This window comes from Bacillota bacterium, assembly GCA_033549065.1.
In the GTDB taxonomy this organism is placed as follows: Bacteria; Bacillota; Dethiobacteria; order DTU022; family DTU022; genus JAWSUE01.
Window position 1 is genome coordinate 74,112 of record JAWSUE010000001.1, and the last position, 18,073, is coordinate 92,184.

Annotated in this window: 17 protein-coding genes; 10 read left to right on the forward strand and 7 right to left on the reverse strand. The window is 41.2% G+C overall.

Annotated elements, in window-relative coordinates; translation table 11 throughout:
• The first annotated feature begins 82 nt into the window (after positions 1-82).
• Positions 83-2,557, forward strand: a complete 2,475-nt coding sequence (locus tag SCJ97_00375) for a DsrE/DsrF/DrsH-like family protein (GenBank protein MDW7738501.1) — start codon at positions 83-85, stop codon at positions 2,555-2,557.
• Positions 2,558-2,622: 65 nt separating this feature from the next.
• Here SCJ97_00375 and SCJ97_00380 read toward each other — a convergent pair whose 3' ends face one another.
• Both SCJ97_00380 and SCJ97_00385 read right to left on the reverse strand, forming a co-directional pair.
• Positions 2,623-3,666, reverse strand: a complete 1,044-nt coding sequence (locus SCJ97_00380; protein MDW7738502.1) for a permease — start codon at positions 3,664-3,666, stop codon at positions 2,623-2,625.
• Entirely contained in the window at positions 3,657-4,031 is a 375-nt protein-coding gene (locus tag SCJ97_00385) for a metalloregulator ArsR/SmtB family transcription factor (GenBank protein ID MDW7738503.1), read from the reverse strand. Before SCJ97_00385 ends, SCJ97_00380 begins: the two co-directional genes overlap by 10 nt.
• A gap of 120 nt (positions 4,032-4,151) precedes the next feature.
• On the opposite strand from SCJ97_00385, the gene speB reads away from it, so the two are divergent.
• Entirely contained in the window at positions 4,152-5,054 is a 903-nt protein-coding gene (speB, locus tag SCJ97_00390) for an agmatinase (protein MDW7738504.1), read from the forward strand.
• 39 nt (positions 5,055-5,093) lie between these two features.
• Here speB and SCJ97_00395 read toward each other — a convergent pair whose 3' ends face one another.
• From SCJ97_00395 to SCJ97_00405, 3 genes are all read right to left on the reverse strand, one after another.
• Positions 5,094-6,758 (reverse strand): right-handed parallel beta-helix repeat-containing protein, encoded by a 1,665-nt coding sequence (locus SCJ97_00395; protein ID MDW7738505.1) that lies wholly within the window; start codon positions 6,756-6,758, stop codon positions 5,094-5,096.
• A gap of 35 nt (positions 6,759-6,793) precedes the next feature.
• On the reverse strand, positions 6,794-8,140 hold the full coding sequence (locus SCJ97_00400) for a right-handed parallel beta-helix repeat-containing protein (protein ID MDW7738506.1): 1,347 nt from the start codon (positions 8,138-8,140) through the stop codon (positions 6,794-6,796).
• A gap of 235 nt (positions 8,141-8,375) precedes the next feature.
• Positions 8,376-9,281 (reverse strand): hypothetical protein, encoded by a 906-nt coding sequence (locus SCJ97_00405; GenBank protein MDW7738507.1) that lies wholly within the window; start codon positions 9,279-9,281, stop codon positions 8,376-8,378.
• 263 nt (positions 9,282-9,544) lie between these two features.
• Here SCJ97_00405 and SCJ97_00410 point away from each other — a divergent pair, with 263 nt between their 5' ends.
• The 5 genes from SCJ97_00410 (at position 9,545) to SCJ97_00430 (ending at position 13,670) form a co-directional block, all read left to right on the forward strand.
• Positions 9,545-10,495, forward strand: coding sequence for a DUF523 and DUF1722 domain-containing protein (locus SCJ97_00410; protein ID MDW7738508.1), 951 nt, complete (start codon positions 9,545-9,547; stop codon positions 10,493-10,495).
• A gap of 99 nt (positions 10,496-10,594) precedes the next feature.
• Complete coding sequence (locus SCJ97_00415) at positions 10,595-11,713, forward strand: phosphoserine transaminase (GenBank protein ID MDW7738509.1); 1,119 nt, start codon at positions 10,595-10,597, stop codon at positions 11,711-11,713.
• Positions 11,714-11,741: 28 nt separating this feature from the next.
• Complete coding sequence (locus SCJ97_00420; protein MDW7738510.1) at positions 11,742-11,951, forward strand: PLD nuclease N-terminal domain-containing protein; 210 nt, start codon at positions 11,742-11,744, stop codon at positions 11,949-11,951.
• A 70-nt stretch (positions 11,952-12,021) separates the two neighbouring features.
• Positions 12,022-12,912 carry an ABC transporter ATP-binding protein gene (locus tag SCJ97_00425; protein MDW7738511.1) on the forward strand — a complete coding sequence of 297 codons (891 nt, stop codon included), beginning with the start codon at positions 12,022-12,024 and terminating at the stop codon, positions 12,910-12,912.
• Positions 12,909-13,670 (forward strand): ABC transporter permease subunit, encoded by a 762-nt coding sequence (locus tag SCJ97_00430; GenBank protein MDW7738512.1) that lies wholly within the window; start codon positions 12,909-12,911, stop codon positions 13,668-13,670. The genes SCJ97_00425 and SCJ97_00430 overlap by 4 nt, the downstream gene beginning before the upstream one ends.
• Here SCJ97_00430 and SCJ97_00435 read toward each other — a convergent pair.
• A complete protein-coding gene (locus SCJ97_00435; protein MDW7738513.1) occupies positions 13,665-14,948 on the reverse strand; it encodes an MFS transporter in 1,284 nt (427 codons plus the stop codon). The genes SCJ97_00430 and SCJ97_00435 overlap by 6 nt on opposite strands.
• A 196-nt stretch (positions 14,949-15,144) precedes the next feature.
• On the opposite strand from SCJ97_00435, the gene SCJ97_00440 reads away from it, so the two are divergent.
• The 3 genes from SCJ97_00440 to SCJ97_00450 are packed head-to-tail and all read left to right on the forward strand — an operon-like array spanning position 15,145 to position 17,442.
• The gene (locus SCJ97_00440) at positions 15,145-15,999 is read left to right on the forward strand and encodes an ABC transporter ATP-binding protein (protein MDW7738514.1); all 855 of its coding nucleotides are present in this window, start codon (positions 15,145-15,147) and stop codon (positions 15,997-15,999) included.
• Positions 15,992-16,717: an ABC transporter permease gene (locus tag SCJ97_00445; GenBank protein ID MDW7738515.1), complete on the forward strand. Its 726-nt coding sequence runs from the start codon at positions 15,992-15,994 to the stop codon at positions 16,715-16,717. Before SCJ97_00440 ends, SCJ97_00445 begins: the two co-directional genes overlap by 8 nt.
• A gap of 2 nt (positions 16,718-16,719) precedes the next feature.
• Complete coding sequence (locus SCJ97_00450) at positions 16,720-17,442, forward strand: ABC transporter permease (protein MDW7738516.1); 723 nt, start codon at positions 16,720-16,722, stop codon at positions 17,440-17,442.
• Position 17,443: 1 nt separating this feature from the next.
• Here the strand turns inward: SCJ97_00450 and SCJ97_00455 are convergent, their stop codons facing one another.
• Positions 17,444-17,995, reverse strand: coding sequence for a macro domain-containing protein (locus SCJ97_00455; GenBank protein MDW7738517.1), 552 nt, complete (start codon positions 17,993-17,995; stop codon positions 17,444-17,446).
• Between the last annotated feature and the right edge of the window lie 78 nt (positions 17,996-18,073).

An 18,073-nucleotide genomic window follows, 5' to 3' on the forward strand; every position in this document is an offset into this window, starting at 1 on the left:
ATTAAATGATAAAAATTCATTGTTGTATCGTAATATTATGTTATAATGATAAACGAATTCCAGATAAAGGAGCTGCCGTACTATGTCAAGCAAAGTTTTAATAGTTGGTGGTGTAGCCGGAGGCGCTTCAACTGCTGCCAGGCTTCGCCGCCTAAGCGAAGAGACAGAAATAATATTGCTGGAAAGGGGAGAGTATATATCTTACGCTAATTGCGGGCTACCCTACTATATCGGGGGAACGATCGAAAATCGTGATGATCTTTTTGTTATGACTCCGGAAAAATTCAGTGCCTGGTTGAATGTCGACATACGAGTCAAAAATGAAGTCCTGGCTATTGACCGCAGCCGGAAAGAAATTGAAATACAAAATCTCGCAAATGGAAATGTATACAGGGAAAGTTATGATTACCTGGTTCTTTCACCGGGTGCTGAGCCGATTAAGCCGAACCTTCCCGGGATAGAACATGAGGGTATATTTAGTTTGAGGAATGTTAACGATACTGACCGAATTTTCAGTTTCATCAGGGAAAATTGTCCCCAAAAAGCCGTGGTTGTAGGTGCCGGATATATTGGCCTTGAGATGGCAGAAAACCTTCAGCAGCGGGGCATGGAGGTCACTGTCGTTGAATTAGCTCCTCAAATCTTACCTCCAATAGACATTGAAATGGCCGCCCTTGTTCAACAGTACTTACTGGCGCGAGGACTGCGTTTGCGTGTTGGAAACGGCGTTAGTGAATTCAATCTATCCGGGATCAGAAATCTTGAAGTGATATTGAATAACGGGGAAAAACTTAATGCTGATCTGGTCATTTTATCTATAGGTGTAAAACCCGAACTCAAACTCGCTACTGAAGCCGGGCTCGATGTTGCAAAAGGCATAGTGGTCAATGAATACATGCAGACCAGTGATCCTTACATATATGCCGTTGGAGATGCAGTTGAAGTTACCCACCTGGTAACTGGAAAACCAGCTGTAATCCCGCTGGCAGGTCCTGCCAACAAGCAGGGTCGCATTGTGGCAAATAACATTTCAGGAAGAAAAGAGAGTTACAGGGGAACTCAGGGTACTTCGGTACTTAAAATTTTTGAGATGACTGTAGCAACAACCGGTGCGAATGAAAGATTGTTGAAAGAATCCGCCATTAATTACAGGAGCGTTATCATTCATCCCAACAGTCATGCCGGATATTATCCGGGGGCATCCCCCATCTCACTTAAACTATTATTCAATACTGAAGGTAAAATTCTCGGTGCACAGGCTGTCGGATACGAAGGCGTCGAAAAGAGGATAGATGTTCTGGCAACAGCTTTACGGACAGGAATAACAGTATATGAACTACAGGAATTGGAGTTGGCTTATGCCCCCCCGTACTCATCAGCTAAAGATCCAGTTAATATGGCCGGTTTTGTAGCCTCAAACATTTTAAATGGAGATTCGCAGGCAGTTAGCGTTCTTGAATTGAACACTGCCCTGGGAGAAGATGCACAAATCTTGGACGTCCGTGAACCTGAAGAAAATGAACTTGGAGCAATTCCCGGCAGTATCAATATACCTCTCGGGCAGCTCCGCAGCAGGCTTACTGAACTAGAGCGGGATAAAGGGATAATTACCTACTGCAGCGTAGGATTGCGTTCGTATCTTGCTTCCCGGATATTAAGATTAAACGGGTTCACAAACGTCGGAAATCTAAGCGGCGGTTATAGAAGCTATCAGGCTTTAAAAGAAATTACAAATGAAAATGGGGATGGAAGTAATACGATGGAAAATTTAAATCATGAAACAAGAGAGAACAAACCTCACTTTCCGGCCGGCGAAACAGTTAAACTGGATCTGTGTGGGCTTCAATGTCCGGGACCGATCATGCAAGTGTTTAAAAAAATGAAAGATTTACCCGAGGGAGCAATCATTGATGTATGCGCAACAGATCCCGGCTTTGCCTCTGATATTGCTTCATGGTGCCAGAGAACAGGGAATACACTGCTCAGAAAAGGTCATGATGGAAAGGGATTTACAGCTCAAATCCTTAAAGGAAGAAATGGAGATTTTCAAAAAAAAGCGCCTGCTATTAACGAATCCGGGGTTACCGGAAATGATAAAACTATAGTGGTTTTCAGTGGAGAACTTGATAAAGCGCTGGCAGCCCTGATCATCGCAAATGGGGCTGCTGCAATGGGCCGTAATGTTACTATGTTTTTCACCTTCTGGGGGCTGAATGTTTTACGGAAAAATGAAAAAGTAAAGATTAAAAAACCATTTATGGATAGCATGTTTGGTAAAATGATGCCCCGGGGCAGTAAAAAACTCGGTTTATCATGCATGAATATGGCGGGTATGGGATCAAAAATGATCCGCATGGTCATGAAAAATAAAAATGTTGATTCGCTTGAATTTTTAATTGCCCAGGCTTTGGAATCCGGCGTCAGGCTGGTAGCATGTCAGATGTCGATGGAAATTATGGGCATTTCCAGGGAAGAACTACTTGAAGGTGTGGAACTGGCGGGAGTAGCGTCCTATCTGGATGCAGCGGAAAATTCCGATACCAATTTGTTTATTTAAAGATTTTCTAAGCAAATCGAATCACAAAAATCCGCGGGCAATAGTTAACCCGCGGATTTCTTTATTTATAAAACTCCCAACAGGGGAAGCAGGGATATCAGGTAACCGGCGGTCACTGCAATACAAAATACTGTGAAAACATATAAAAACAGAAAACGTCTTTTAAATAATGAACTCATAAAAATTATTCCACTGACACTGGTTCCCGAGCCGGAGATTATGAAAGCGATACCTGCTCCCAGGGCACCGGTAGCACCGATTAAAGGTGCAGCAAGCGCAATCATGGAGCAATCGCCTGCATAAATAGGAATTCCCAGTAAAGCACCTATTATAATGTCAAATGGCGCTCGGGATTCCAGAGCCTGTTGAATTAAATCCGGAGGTACAAGGTTACGGAGCAAAGCAGATACAATTATCACGATTGCAACATAAGGCAGTATTTTTTTCAGCAGAGTTAAGGTGTGATGCCATGCAGGCTTTACAATATCAACCCTAATATCTGAATTTACTTCAGTCTTCATATCTTTTTGTTGAATAGTACAGCAGGGCTGAACACTTGGAAAACCGGTCGAAGAAGAATTATCAGCGGCCATTTTCAAATTGCTGGGTTCAATCCCATCTCTTTCTTCAATTAAAGCTATCCCCGGCTTAAATATATGCTCATAACCGCCTAATTTTTCCAGAAAAACTCCGCCAATAATTGCGGCACCGGCAGTAATCAACAAATAGAAAAAGGCAACCGGAAAACCAAAAATTCCAGATAGGATTAAAAATGCAGGCATGCTGACAACAGGGCTAACCAGGAAGAATGTAAGCACTGCGCTGGTGGGAACTCCGGCTCTGATCAATCCCAGCACCACCGGAAATGCACCACATTCACAAAACGGCAAAACTGCTCCAAGTGCAGCAGCTCTTAACCGACCGCTCCAGATACCGCTACCGGCAAGAAGAGCTTTTAATTTCTCATCTCCAAACCAACGCCTGGCTGACTCGGCAATAAAAATTGCAGCTACAAGCATGGGAACCACTCGAAGAATCAATTCCCCGGCATATTTCATAATGTTTATCAGCAGTTCATTCTGCTCAATTATCATCTGTTTTAACTCCACCGGATATTCCCTGCTTCGCTCGAGTGAGCCAGGGCTATTTGTACAAGCTGGGAAATATGGTCATCATCGAGGCTGTAAAAAACTATTTTCCCCTGCTTTGAATATCTAACCAACCGCAGTGATCGCAGGTAACGCAAGTGATAAGATACTGCAGCAACCGGCATTTCCACAGCTAGCGCAAGATCACATACACATAATTCTTCCTGGTAAAGAGCAAAAATAATTTTAAACCTGGTTTCATCGCCTAACGCTTTAAAAATGTCAACCATCACATTGAGATCTCCCAGGGCTTTCTTTACTCTGGAAACTTTCACCGGATCGCTGCAGAATATTTCACACTGATGGGCTTCTTTTTTTTGACTCATCTCAGCACTTCTTTCATTTAAATATTTACACAAACATTATAATGTATTTAAACAGCAAGTCAAGCCCTTTTACGATATAATGATACATAGCGCTGCTGGTTCTGTGAGGAGTGACCCTTTATGTGCTACACTAGATTAAAAAACCCGAAAACCTGGAATGGATTAAATAGTCCTGAACTTGATTTAAACGAAGCTGCCATTGCAGTTCTTGGCCTGCCCTATGATGGAGCCACGTCATTTAGGAAAGGTGCAGCCGAAGCACCGGATAGAATAAGGGAAATTTCGGAACATATACCTCCTACCACCGAACAAGGTCATTCAATCGAAAAGATACGTGTTGTTGATTTAGGCAACCTTTCACCTGAAGGTTTACCACAACCTGATTATTTCAAGAGGATAGAAAGCGCAGCATACGAACTCTTAAAAAGCACATTCACAACATTTATCGGGGGTGACCACTCGGTTACTATTCCAATCCTACATGCTGCAAATAAAATATGGGGGAATAGACTGGGTATCATTCACCTGGACGCACATCTCGATCTATGCGAAGAAATTGATGGAAACAGACTTTCTCATGGCTGTACACACCGAAGAAATCTGGAGAACAGCAAGATACCCGTACACCAGATTCACTTTATTGGAATTCGATCGTTTGAAACTCAGGAAGCTTGCTTTATCAGTAACAAGGAGTTTAATATCTATACAGCGGCCGATATTAATGCCCAGGGAATTGAATTAATCGCAAAGAATGTAGTATCCAGCCTCGTTAAATGTAAAGCTGTTTACATAACTATTGATATTGATTTTCTTGATCCGTCCACAGCTCCTGGCACCGGGACTCCTAAGCCTGGCGGCTTCACAACCCGCGATCTTTTCAGGTTTTTATCAAGCTTTTCTACTCTACCTGTTATCGGAATGGACCTGGTTGAAGTTTCGCCACCGCTTGACCATAATGATATTACTTCATTTGCAGCGCAGAGAGTCATTACAGAAAGCTGGGGGTATTTCTTACTGAAATAACCCCCGGCATTATAAGGCTGAATCAATTATCAGTTTTATTTATTCCTCTTCAGGTTCAATATCATCCGGGATATTTCCACTGTAAGAGTTGTCGTCAGGATCATTCAGGTCCAGTACCGATCCTCCGAATACGATAAATGCTCCGCCCATTTGAGCCTGATTTTCAATAAACTCATTAAGGTGAAGTTCAACAACAGAACCTTCAAAGGCAACAATAGCCCCTCCAAACTCCTGGGCAAGATTACCGATGAAACTATTATTGACAATACTGGCTACAGCATTAAGAACCATGATAATGCCGCCACCGGAGCCACTTTCAGCTGCATTATCAGAGATTGTATTATTGGAAATTGTTGCGGCGGAAAGTTGAATAAACATTCCACCACCGGTATTAGCTTTATTACCCGTCAGTGTATTATTTTCAAATGTAACAGTCGAATTATCTCCAATTACCATCCCTCCGCCGGCACGGCCGGCGACATTATTATCAATAATATTATTCCGGATGGTCGGAGACGAGTTAGTCATTGCAGCTATCCCCCCACCATCCTGTTCAACCAAGTTTTCCGTTATGTTATTCCCATCAATGAGCGGTGCAGAGGCATTAATAAAAATTCCTCCACCACCATAATGAACTACGTTATTTGATATAATATTATCGATTATCGTTGGCTCTGAGCCTTCTACGACTGCAATTCCACCACCGTTTTCAGTCGTATAATTGCGATCTATTATATTATTGCTGATTATCGGGGTTGCTTCCTCAGCAACAGCAATACCTCCGCCATTATTTGTTGCTGAATTACGAGATATTTCATTACTATCGATCGTCGGTTCAGCATCAAAAACAACAATTCCCCCACCAAACCATATTGCCGAGTTGTTTCGCAGGAGATTACCGGTTACAAGGGGATCAGAATACCAGACAGCGATCCCGCCTCCACTTGTTGCAGAATTTTCCAGAATTTCGTTGTTTCCGATTCGCGGTGAAGATTCATAGTCAACAGAAATCCCTCCACCTACATTTCTGGCCAAATTCTCCCTGATAGTGTTATTCTCAATTACCGGACTCGAAGACCAGATAGATAGGCCGGCACCATTGAAGGCAGTGTTATTTTCAAATCGGTTATCAGTAATTCTCGGACTGGAATTATTCAGAACTGCTATGCCACCACCATCCAAGTTTACACTATTATCTTTAAAAACATTTTTGGTGATGGTCGGTGAACTTTCTCCTGTGACAAGAATGCCGCCACCGTAATAACCATCATTCGTAATTTCAGTTCCTTCATACTCATGGATTATAACTTCTCTGTTGCCGGTTCCTCCGGTAATGGTGAAACCGGTTATTACAGCTCCTTCACTTTCTCCGTTCTGAAATACAATAACAGAACCCCTTCTCCGACCATCTATTACAGTCGAAGCTACAATATCAGGATCATCAGGATCGGTACTGCGAACAGTAATGTTTTTTCCCATAAAGTCAAGTTGTTCATAATATACACCAGGATCGACAACAATAACATCCCCATCCACAGCTTCGTTAATCGCTACCTGGATAGTTCTATATTTACCGGGAACAGCCAGGTTAGGGTTAAAGAAATCTGTTGCATAAAGATAAATGATCACTGCTATTAACAAAATTGCCACTACTATTCCAATTATCAAGCCCCTGCGGGGCTTGGTCCTGCTTTCACTAATCATTTGTAATACTCCTTTCAGTATATGGGAACAGGGACCTATTCCCAGAAAATATCATTCGGAAGATTAAGGGTATATGTATTACTATCATTTTCGTTAAGTTCAAGAATGGAATCTTCTGATACCCAAATAGCTCCGCCACCCTCAGGTATTCCTGCCTGGTTGCTTTCAAATATATTCCGAAGTATAACCGGTGATGAATTGTATATTGCCAATCCTCCACCCAGGTATTCAGAAATATTATCAATAAAAGAATTGCCATCCAAAGTCGGAGATGACCCTTCCATGTAAAAACCGCCACCGGCGATATAAGCCAGATTATTTGCAATATTATTCCCAATTACCTGCAGAGCGCTGTTTAGTGAGTTAACTACAAAGAAACCTCCACCGTTGGCTGCCCTGTTGCGCGAAATGGTGTTATCTTCGATAACCGGCTCTGATTCTTCAATCAATACTCCTCCACCATTGCGTTCAGCGACATTACCTGTGATGGTGTTACCACGGATAGTTGGGGTCGAAGAAAGGGCGACAACCAATCCACCTCCAAGGCGGGTAGCCACATTATCAGCGATAATGTTATTGGTAACCATTGGTGCGGAATTAGAAATAATAACAATACCGCTCCCCATCTCAGCCCTATTTCTCGAGATCTCATTTCCATCAACAAGCGGGGAGGATTCTTCAATAAAGATTCCTCCTCCTAAAAAACCTGAATTATTTGTTATGATATTATTTAAAATAGATGGAGCAGAATCAAATATGGCTACTCCAGCACCATATTCAGCGGTATTGTCTTCAATGATACAGTTCTGAATGACTGGAGAACTCCCTCCGGAAATTAATATTCCACTACCCCGGGTAACAGTGAACCCATCCAGAATCGCACCTTCCCCTTCACCGCTTCTGAAGGAGACTACCGTTCCACTATCTCTCCCATCAATTATAGTTTCAGCTACTATTGAAGGATCACTCGGATCTGTACTGCGCAAAATAATATTTTTGCCTTTGAAGTCTATGTTTTCCCGGTAAACCCCGATCTGAACTATAATCTCATCGCCATCTTCTGCTGCATCAATAGCTTCCTGAATAGTTGCATACTTATCCGGAACAGTAACTCCGGAGTCACCGAAATCAACAAATATATACACTGCAGCTGCTATGGCCACTAATATAGCCAGGCCAATAAGTATATATTTGATGCTGTTTCCTGAAGCCCTGACCCTGACCACTTCAGGCTCAGCAATATCTTTGCTTTTCTCTTCTTGTTTCCGGGATTTTACCTCAATCTTTTCGCTCTCTTTTACCGGTTCATGCCCACAATAGGGGCACATAGAATATTCTTTCTCGTCATAGCTCATACCACAACTTTTACAATCTATTATCATAAGTAATACCCCTCTCGAATACGATTCTCTGAAAATAGAAGGTATTTATTCTATTTAACCAACAATATATTCATTCACTTATATTATCATGTTCCGCTCTGATAAAACAAGTATATGCGATCATACATTTATAATTTTAACAAAAAGGTATCGGTTCACCTGTGCAATTGTTTAACATAGAAAAGGCCACCTTCCTTTTACAGTAATGGTGGCCATCTAGATGAGTCTCAATAATTTATTTTTTTGTTATTGATATTAAGATCGGCCTGTGCTGGCTTTCCCTGTAAACAAAGACCACTTCAGAACCATCTTCGATATCGCCGGCAGCCACCCCTTCTCCAAGAGCAAATGCTCTATAATACTCAATTTCAACAGATTGACCATCGATCTGTCCAATATAGGTGCCATGCAATACTTCTCCCTCAACAGGCTCTTCCACTACTTCAATCGAATCTAAAACAGCTCGCGGACCATCCTCAGTATATGTATAAACCACCAGTGAACCATCATCAACATCATCCAGATTAACCGATTCTCCAATAATAAAAACCCTGTTAATTAATATTTCGACTGAATTTGCATCTATCTGACCGATAAAAATTCCTTCTCCGATAAGCTCACTTTCTTCGCCGGCTGCAAGCGATTCAAGCTCTTCAATAAATAGCAGAACAGGCCTATCACCTGTTTCGATGTATATGAAAGAGACCCTGGATCCATCAGGGATATGATCAACTGAAACACCTTCACCAAGAGCGAAAGCAACAAATTCATTATCTAGTTCAATCTCAACCGAATGGCTGTCTATCTGTCCGGTATATATACCCTCAGCTTCCAACTGAGCAGCTAAAGGTTCAATGGAGAGCAAAACCGGTCTGATTTCTTCTTCGGTAAATGTAAAACGAACCGGGGTGTTTTCACTTATGCTAGAAGTATTAACTCCCTGACCCAGCACAAATACCCTGGGTTGACCATCTATCTCTATTTCAACTGACTGGTTATCAATCTGGCCTGTATATATTCCTTCTCCTTCAATAATTGATAACTGATCCGAGTCTGTTTCCACCTGGCTACAGCCATTGATAAATGATCCGGCAATTAATATAAACACTAATAACCCCAAAATCGAAATTTTTTTAAACATTCTTTACGCCCCTTTCCAAACTGTCTAAGTATATAGACCTATAACTTAGTGTCAGGGTTCCTGGTTCTCCTAACAATAAATTTCGTATTAATCTTGTATCCATTATATATAATCATATATGATAGTGAATAGCACATAATAAATATATAATAAATATAATTATTTGTTTCAAATTGTTTAATACCTATGCCAAATCGTTTGCTTACTACTGGAGGATAATGCTCATCCATAAAAAAGTCAATTGCTAAAGGAGAAGAAGATCCTTGGAAGATACAATCAGGGTTGGTGTCAGCTCATGTCTACTGGGCAACAAGGTGAGATACGACGGAGGGCACAAACATGATTATTACATTACTGATGCCCTGTCCAGGTATTTTTCTTTTGTTCCTGTTTGCCCTGAAGTTGAGTGCGGTCTACCTGTACCCCGTGAAGCAATGCGGCTTGTTGGTAATATTGAAAATCCCAGATTAATCACCATAAAAACTGGAATAGATCTAACAGAGAAAATGCTCAGGTACAGCGCTGCCAGGGTAAAAGAACTGGAAAATGATGATATCGACGCTTTTATATTCAAAAAAAACTCGCCCAGCTCCGGTTTGTACAGAGTTAAAATATATGATCAATCAGGCAGGGTTCATGGAAAAGGCCAGGGGCTTTTCGCCCGTTCACTGGTTGAACAATTCCCTTATTTGCCCGTGGAGGAAGAAGGTCGTCTTCAGGACATGAGCCTCCGGGAAAATTTTATAGAAAGGATTTTCAGTTACAAGCGCTGGAAAAACTTTCTAATAGACTCTCCTGATTTTAGAAAGTTAATTACATTTCATGCCCACCACAAACTTCAGCTGATGGCACACAGCCCGAAACACCTCTCCAAGATAGGCAAACTGGTTGCAGAGGGGAAAAACATACCGGTACAAATACTATTCAAGCAGTATGGAGAAAACCTGATGGAGGCAATGTCTCTAAAAGCAACAGTCAAAAAAAATGTTAACGTGCTGCATCATATTATAGGCTATTTCAAAAAACATATCGGCTCCGATGATAAAAAAGAACTTCTGAAATTGATAGATCAATACCACAATGGGTATAGCCCCCTGGTGGTGCCGCTAACTCTAATAAATCACTATATCCGCAAGCACCGTATTATTTATCTGTCGGATCAAACCTATTTAGAGCCGCATCCATCGGAGTTGATGTTACGTAATCATGTTTAATGTAGTTATTATTTATACTCCTTGATTTTGTCTTTACGAAACTGAGCCTCTATTGTATGATCCATCTGAAGTCGGTTCACACTTAAGGGAGGAGCATCAATGCATCATAAACCGAATTTAAAACCAAAAAACCCAAATTTCTCCTCGGGGCCCTGCGCCAAACATCCCGGGTACAATTTATCAGAATTAAGCGAAGCACCCCTCGGCAGATCCCATCGCAGCATTATCAGCAAATCCCGTATTAAAGAAGCAATTGCCAGAACAAAAGATGTTCTGGGGATACCGACTGACTACCTGGTTGGCATCGTGCCTGCTTCCGATACCGGCGCTTTTGAAATGGCCATGTGGAACCTGCTTGGCAAAAAAAAAGTTGAAGTAATATTTTTTGAGGCCTTTGGTAAAGCCTGGGCAGATGACATAACGAAGCACCTCAAACTCGATGATGTTGAACTGCATTTTGCCGAATACGGCGACCTTCCTGCGCTGAACAACTTTAATTTTTCCAATGATCTGGTATTAACCTGGAATGGCACAACCAGCGGGGTCAAAATACCTGATGGCAATTTTATACCTCCGGACCATGAAGGGTTGATTATATGTGATGCAACTTCTGCAGTTTTTGCCATGGAGATACCCTGGGAAAAGATTGATGCAGTAACATTTTCCTGGCAAAAAGTTCTTGGCGGCGAAGCCGCTCATGGTATGCTGGTTTTATCACCCCGGGCGGTAAACAGGATTGAAACCTATACTCCTCCATGGCCTATACCGAAAATATTCCGTCTGAAAGAAAATGGCAAGCTGATAAAAGGAGTTTTTGAGGGCTCAACGATCAATACACCATCAATGTTATGCGTTGAAGATTACCTTGAGGCATTAAAATGGGCTGAAAAAACCGGTGGACTTAAATCTTTGATTAAACATAGCGAACAAAATCTCATGGTGGTAGAAAAGTTCGTGGAAGAACGACCCTGGATAGATTTTCTCGCCAGAGAAGCAAAATTCAGATCTAACACCAGCGTTTGCCTGGTTTTAGATGTTAGCGAAGATAAACTGAACAAAATAATTAAGCTAATGGAAACAGAACAAGCGGCATACGATATTGCCTCTTACCGGGACGCTCCCGATGGATTACGCTTTTGGTGCGGCGCAACCGTAGAAAGAGAAGACCTGGAATTAGCCCTGGAATGGCTTGAATGGGCTTATCATTCGGCTCTTTAATCAGTTAATTATTTATATGAGATTGGGGATGAGTAATTTGCAGAGTGCAGTTGACCTGGTAATAATACTCTGGCCGTTGATTTTGCTGCAGTTTTTGCTGGCAGTCTGGGCAATTATTGACCTCATAAGACGTAAGTACGTTAAAGCCCTTCCCAAATGGGCCTGGGCTTTAATAATTATCTTTGTGAATATGTTCGGGCCAATCATTTACCTCGTTTTCGGCAGAGGAGAGGAATAATATTACAGGATCAGCTATTGAAGTAAGTGAACTTACCAAATCTTACGGGCAAACACCCGCTCTGCGCGGCATTGATTTTAAAGTTATACGGGGTAGTATACACGGCTTTCTGGGCCCCAACGGAGCAGGTAAAACAACAGCAATTAAAATAATTCTCGGCCTGATGAGTGCATCTTCGGGCAATATTAAAGTGCTTGGTGAGCCTTTAAGATTCGGAAATAGATTGAGCTATCTGAGATATGTTAATTACCTGCCCCAGGATCCGGTTTTTCCTGAAGGCTTAAGCGGAAAAGAATCTCTTAATCTTGTGGCGGACATCTACAAAGTAGACCAAAAGAAAAGCAGACACAGGGTAGAACGCCTTCTTGAACATTTCCAGCTTGAAGATGCAGCCAACCGTAAAGTGGGCGCCTATTCAAGGGGTATGAAACAAAGGCTTGGTATTGCAGCTGTACTGCTGACTGAGCCTGAATTGCTCATCCTGGATGAACCGGTATCCGCTCTTGATCCTGAAGGCAGGAGAAGGGTTCTGGATATAATCTCTAAGCTAAAAGGCAGGGCAACTGTTTTTTTCTCAAGTCATATCCTTGCTGATGTGGAAAGAATCTGTGATCATGTGACCATTATCAACCAGGGCAAAAAACTCCTGGATGCAAGCATGAATGATCTTCTGAAGCGCTACGCCATGGAACAGTACCTCATAACCGTAAAGCCTGATCAATACAATAAAGCTGCTGCTTTAATACAAACCAGAGCCTCAGTCCGCCAGGTTTCACTGCTGCACGATAAGATACTCGTGATTTCTGAACCAGGTGAATCGATTAAAATGGCTGAGGAGCTAATCCCCTTTCTTATAAATGAAGATATCACAGTAACGGAATTCATGCAGAATAGATCGAATCTTGAAGAAGTATTTTTCAGGATTCTTGATGAATACCAGCAGGGAGGTCAGGAAAAATGATCACCCTTGTGATTAAGGAATTGAGGTGGAACTGGCGCAGCTTCCGTTATCCCGCATTCTTGATTGTTGTCCTCTTTTTTGCCCTGCTCGACCCTCTGATGATGCGGTACATGAATGAAATCATTGCCTATTTCGCTGAAGGGTTGGAGATGGTTATGCCTGATCCCACACCCGGCGAAGTTTATGTATCATACCTCTCAGATGTATCTCAAATCGGCATTTTCGTGCTAATATTCGCTGTTATGGGAGTAGTTGCCAGGGAGAAAGAAACGGGTATAACAGGATGGCTTCTCAGCAAGCCTGTTGGACGCTGGGAATACCTATTTTCAAAGATTATAGTTCTTTATGCGACTATAATTATCGGCATAATGGGCTGCAGTTTAATTGCATACCTCTATACAGCCAGTTTATTTGATAATATCCCTCTTGGTGAAGCAGCTAATGCAACTATAAGCCTGATTTTTTTTACTCTCTTTATTGCCACCATTACACTCAGTCTTTCAACCTTGCTGAAAAGTCCCCTTCAGGCAGGCGGTTTAACCATTCTTATATTTTTCCTCACTGGAATTTTAAATTTTATAATTGCCAATTCAAAATTTGCTAATTATTACCCCAATACATTACTTTCCCAATTAAGACCGCTTGTTGATGGCACAATTGGATTAACCGACGTTTCAGGCCCAATATTAGCAACAATTATTCTATCAGCATTGATGATAATATTTACTGGAATACGCTTTTCTCGCATGGAATTATAATGAAATCTTCCTGCTGTTATTGGCATGCTTCCTCAGAATAAAATTCATAACAACCGATACGGCTGCGATCAGGAGGCAGAAATAGAAGGCATTCACAAAAGCAGATAGTGGGAAAAGCGGGACATCCCCATCAAAAGTTCCCTGCCAGCCAAGCTGTAAAATAAAACCGAAGATGATCTGTAGAAATGCTGCACCGACAAAATTTCCCATATTCACAAATCCGGAAGCTGTTGCCACCAAATTTGAGGAACTTTTCTCTTTTGCGCTGGTTAAAGATAGCATGGTAGCCGAAACAGAAACTCCCAGGTTGAAAGAGATCAGGTAAATTAAAAAGAGTGGTGGTTTGCCGCCAAATACTACCGCCAGCAATGCCAGGTTTAGCCAAAAAAGAAGTGCCCCCATAAATATGATCAACCGTCTTCGCCCCAGTTTGTCTGATATATAACCAGCCAAAGGCGCTCCAAACATAGCACCTGCCGCAGCAGGCATTACATAAAGCGAAGCCTGCTGCCTGGTAAGTTCATATACCTGCATCAGATAAGTAACGCCCCAGGCCCCTGAAAAAGTCAGATAGCCACCGTATATTCCAAAATTAATGAAAAATAACATCCAGAGGTATTTGTTGCTGAGTGCAGTTTTAAACATTTCTCCTACAGGTATTGTAACCCTTAACCTATTTACCTTCTCCCCTGAAATCCCGGAAGCTTCTAATTTTTCAGGATGATCCTTAATCCAGATGAAACAGGCCAGAGCCAGTGAGATGGAGATTATACCAGCTACGGTAGAAATAGAACGCCATGTGGCAAAATTTAAAAGGTATGCAAGGGGAAATGTAGCAATTACCGAGCCGATCGAACCGATGAAAATGGCCATACCATTCATTGTCGCAAATTCATCTGTACTATACCATTCAGACTGGAATTTCATCATATTGATCAGGACAACCGAAGCGCCGAAACCGATCAGCAATCGACCTACGAAGAGGCTGAAAATTGAATTAGACGTACCAAAAATCAGGGCGCCGGCTCCCATAAGAAACGTTATAAGGAAAGCAGATCGACGCGAACCAAACTTATCAACAAACAGACCCCCGGGAACAAGCATTAATAAATATGTATATGAGTATGCTGCCGCCAGGTTTCCCATGGTGGCTCCGGATAAATTGAAATCAGCCATCAGGCTATCGGCCAATACATTCAAACTCAACCGATGGAAGTGAGCTATTATGTGAGTCAGGGAAAGCAGCGACCACATCCAGAAACGTATATGTTTATTCAACAGGAATCCCCTTGTCTTTGATCTATATCAGCATCATTAATCCAGTCTAATCTGCTTCTTTTTTTTAGTCAATAGGAACTTTGAGTATTTTTGGTTCATAACAGGTCATTGATTGACGAAATCCGTGAGCAGATCAATAATTAAGTGAAGCGTTGTTTATACCAATCATTTTAATTTTTGGGGAGGAGGTTTGATTTTGTTTCAGGTAAATAATGTATCATACAGATACCCACGAAACCGCGATGATACAATAAGGAATCTTAATTTTGAAATGAGACAGGGTGAAATTTTCGGACTGCTTGGACCAAGTGGAGTCGGAAAAAGTACCACTCAGAAAATCATGGTTCGGCTGCTCACAGACTACAGGGGAACTATTAATTATCGTAATAGAGATTTGAAAACATTTGATAAAGATTATTACCAGGAGATAGGTGTTGGCTTTGAAGTGCCTGTTCATTTTTCCAAGCTAACCGCTGAGGAAAATATTAATTTCTTCAGTAAACTTTACAAAAACCATATTGATACTGACAGCCTGATGAAGCGACTGGGTATTTATGATGAACGCAAGAAAAAAGTAAGTGAATTTTCAAAAGGTATGAAAATAAGACTAAACTTCGTCAGGGCAGTAATGAATAATCCGGTTATGCTCTTTCTGGATGAGCCAACCATCGGTCTGGATCCAGCAAATGCCCGTATATTAAAAAATTTAATCAAAGAGTACAGGGATAACGGCGGGACAGTTTTACTGAGCACCCATTTGATGAATGATGTTGATGAATTGTGTGATCGAGTTGCCTTTATGGTTGACGGGAGCATAAAAGAAATAGATACCCCGCAAAGCCTTAAATTAAAACATGGTGAGAATAAGGTTGTTTTAGAGTTTATGGATAGTTCAGTAATTGCCAAAGCAACTTTTGAAATGGACACGTTAAGCAGTAACAGTGATTTTTTTAATATAATCAAAACAAAAAAAATAATTTCGATGCACAGTAAAGAAACAACCCTTGACGACATTTTTATTAAGGTTACAGGGGTGGGTAAAAATGCATAATTTACTGTTACTCCTTGTGGGTGAATATAAACGAATGCTGGAATACAAAATTGCAGCTGCCAGCATAGTTGTGGCCTTGATCTGGATCGGCGTTCTCTACCTGACAGAAATAACTGATATAACCTTCATATTCCCTTTACTCCTCTTTATTGACACCACATCGATGGCAATTCTAATGGTCGGTGTAACGATATTCTTCGAAAAACAGGAAGGGAGTCTAAGGGCTATTCTAGTTGCACCAATCAATAAGACCGATTACTTACTGACAAAAATAATATCTACAATAACTGCAAGTATTTTTACACTGATAATCCTCTATCTTTATTCCCTGCTATTTAAAGAAATGAACCTTAGTATATTTGGTCTGCTGGGAGCTGTAATTATTACCGCACTTTTTCATGCACTTGTGGGCATTATCCTGTCATATTACTCCAAAGATTTTACAGGACTCTTGATGAATATGTTTAAATATATGCTTATCTTCATGCTTCCCGCATTGCTCGACCAAGTCAATATAATCCAACATGAACTGCTTAATAAAATACTGTATTTATCTCCAACTAAAGCAGCAATGGTTCTTCTGTATGCTCCAACAGGCTCTGCGAGCAGTGGTGAACTGATTTACAGTTTAGGGTACCTTGTATTTGGTTCAGTCATATTGTTTATTTTTGTTATCAAACTATTTGATTCATTTGCAGCAAGGGAAGGAGGTGTATAAAAATGTATAATCTCTTCTTTTTCGATGAATTAAAAAAATGGCTGCGCGACCCGATGACCCGTTTTATGCTTTTTTATCCCATCTTATTCGGTATAGTCGGCCGTTATGTTTTACCAGTGATAGCAGATAACAGCGGGTTTAGCATTGACCGCAATGCCGATTTCATTTTATCTGCATTAACCTTGATGATGCCTATGATTTATGGCGCTGTAATAGGCTTCTCAATACTGGATGATCGAGACGACCACATTGTCGATTCAATCAGGGTGACCCCTCTATCATTCAATCATTTTATGGCATTTCGTTTGGTAATTGTTTACTTTTTTGCTTTTCTTGCTTCTGTATTCGTAATGTGGTTTTCTGCTGTAGGTAATTTATCCTGGGGTAATATATTAGTTGTTTCATTCTTAGCCTCTTTCAGTGCTCCGATTACCGGTCTGCTGATAAACATATTTGCCAACAATAAAATCGAAGGTTTTGCAATTATGAAATTGATCGGTTTGGTAATTATTCTACCAATTATTGCTTTATTCTTTTCAGATTCCAAAGAACTGTTCTTCTCATTGATTCCTGCTTTCTGGCCTGCAAAAATGATCGGCACTTTGATCAGGGGGGAGGAACAAATGTTTATGAGTTTTAGACTTTATTTCTGGATCGGCCTTATATATTTACTCGTTATAAATTTTTTAAGTTATCGTAAATTCAATCAGCGAGTTTCAGGATAGCTTATTTAAGATCAGCGCTATCTTGAAGCACATTTTTAAATTGTTTTTCATGAATAGTCAGGGCTTCTGAGTTATAGAGAACGAAGCGAATCAATTTAACAGTTTTTAATTGAGGAATCATTCTTTTTATTGTGGCAAAGGCAATCCCGGCCGCCTCTTCCATCGGATAACCAAACACCCCTGTTGAGATCGAGGGAAAGGCAATTGACGTGAGTTTGTTTTTTTCTGCGAGCTTCAAAGCATTAATGTAACAAGCAGATAAGAGATCCACCTCAGGTTGATCAACTCCATAAACCGGCCCAAGGCAGTGGATCACATGGCGGTTTGGCAGCCTGTGTCCACCGGTAATTACCGCTTCCCCAGGTTTAATCGGAGCAAGTGGAAGGCATTCTTCTTCCAGGCCCGGACCAGCTGCCCGGTGAAGTGCACCGGCTACTCCTCCACCTGTTCGCAGTTGAGCATTGGCTGCATTAACAACCGCATCAATATTATCTTGTGAGGCTATATCGCCTACAGTACATTCTATTAATACTCCATTTATTTCAAGCTGCATTTTTATCGACCTCCCGGAATAAGCACTAATAATTCGAACTCCATCCGATATTAACGGTCGTCGCATAATTTTTGGGTA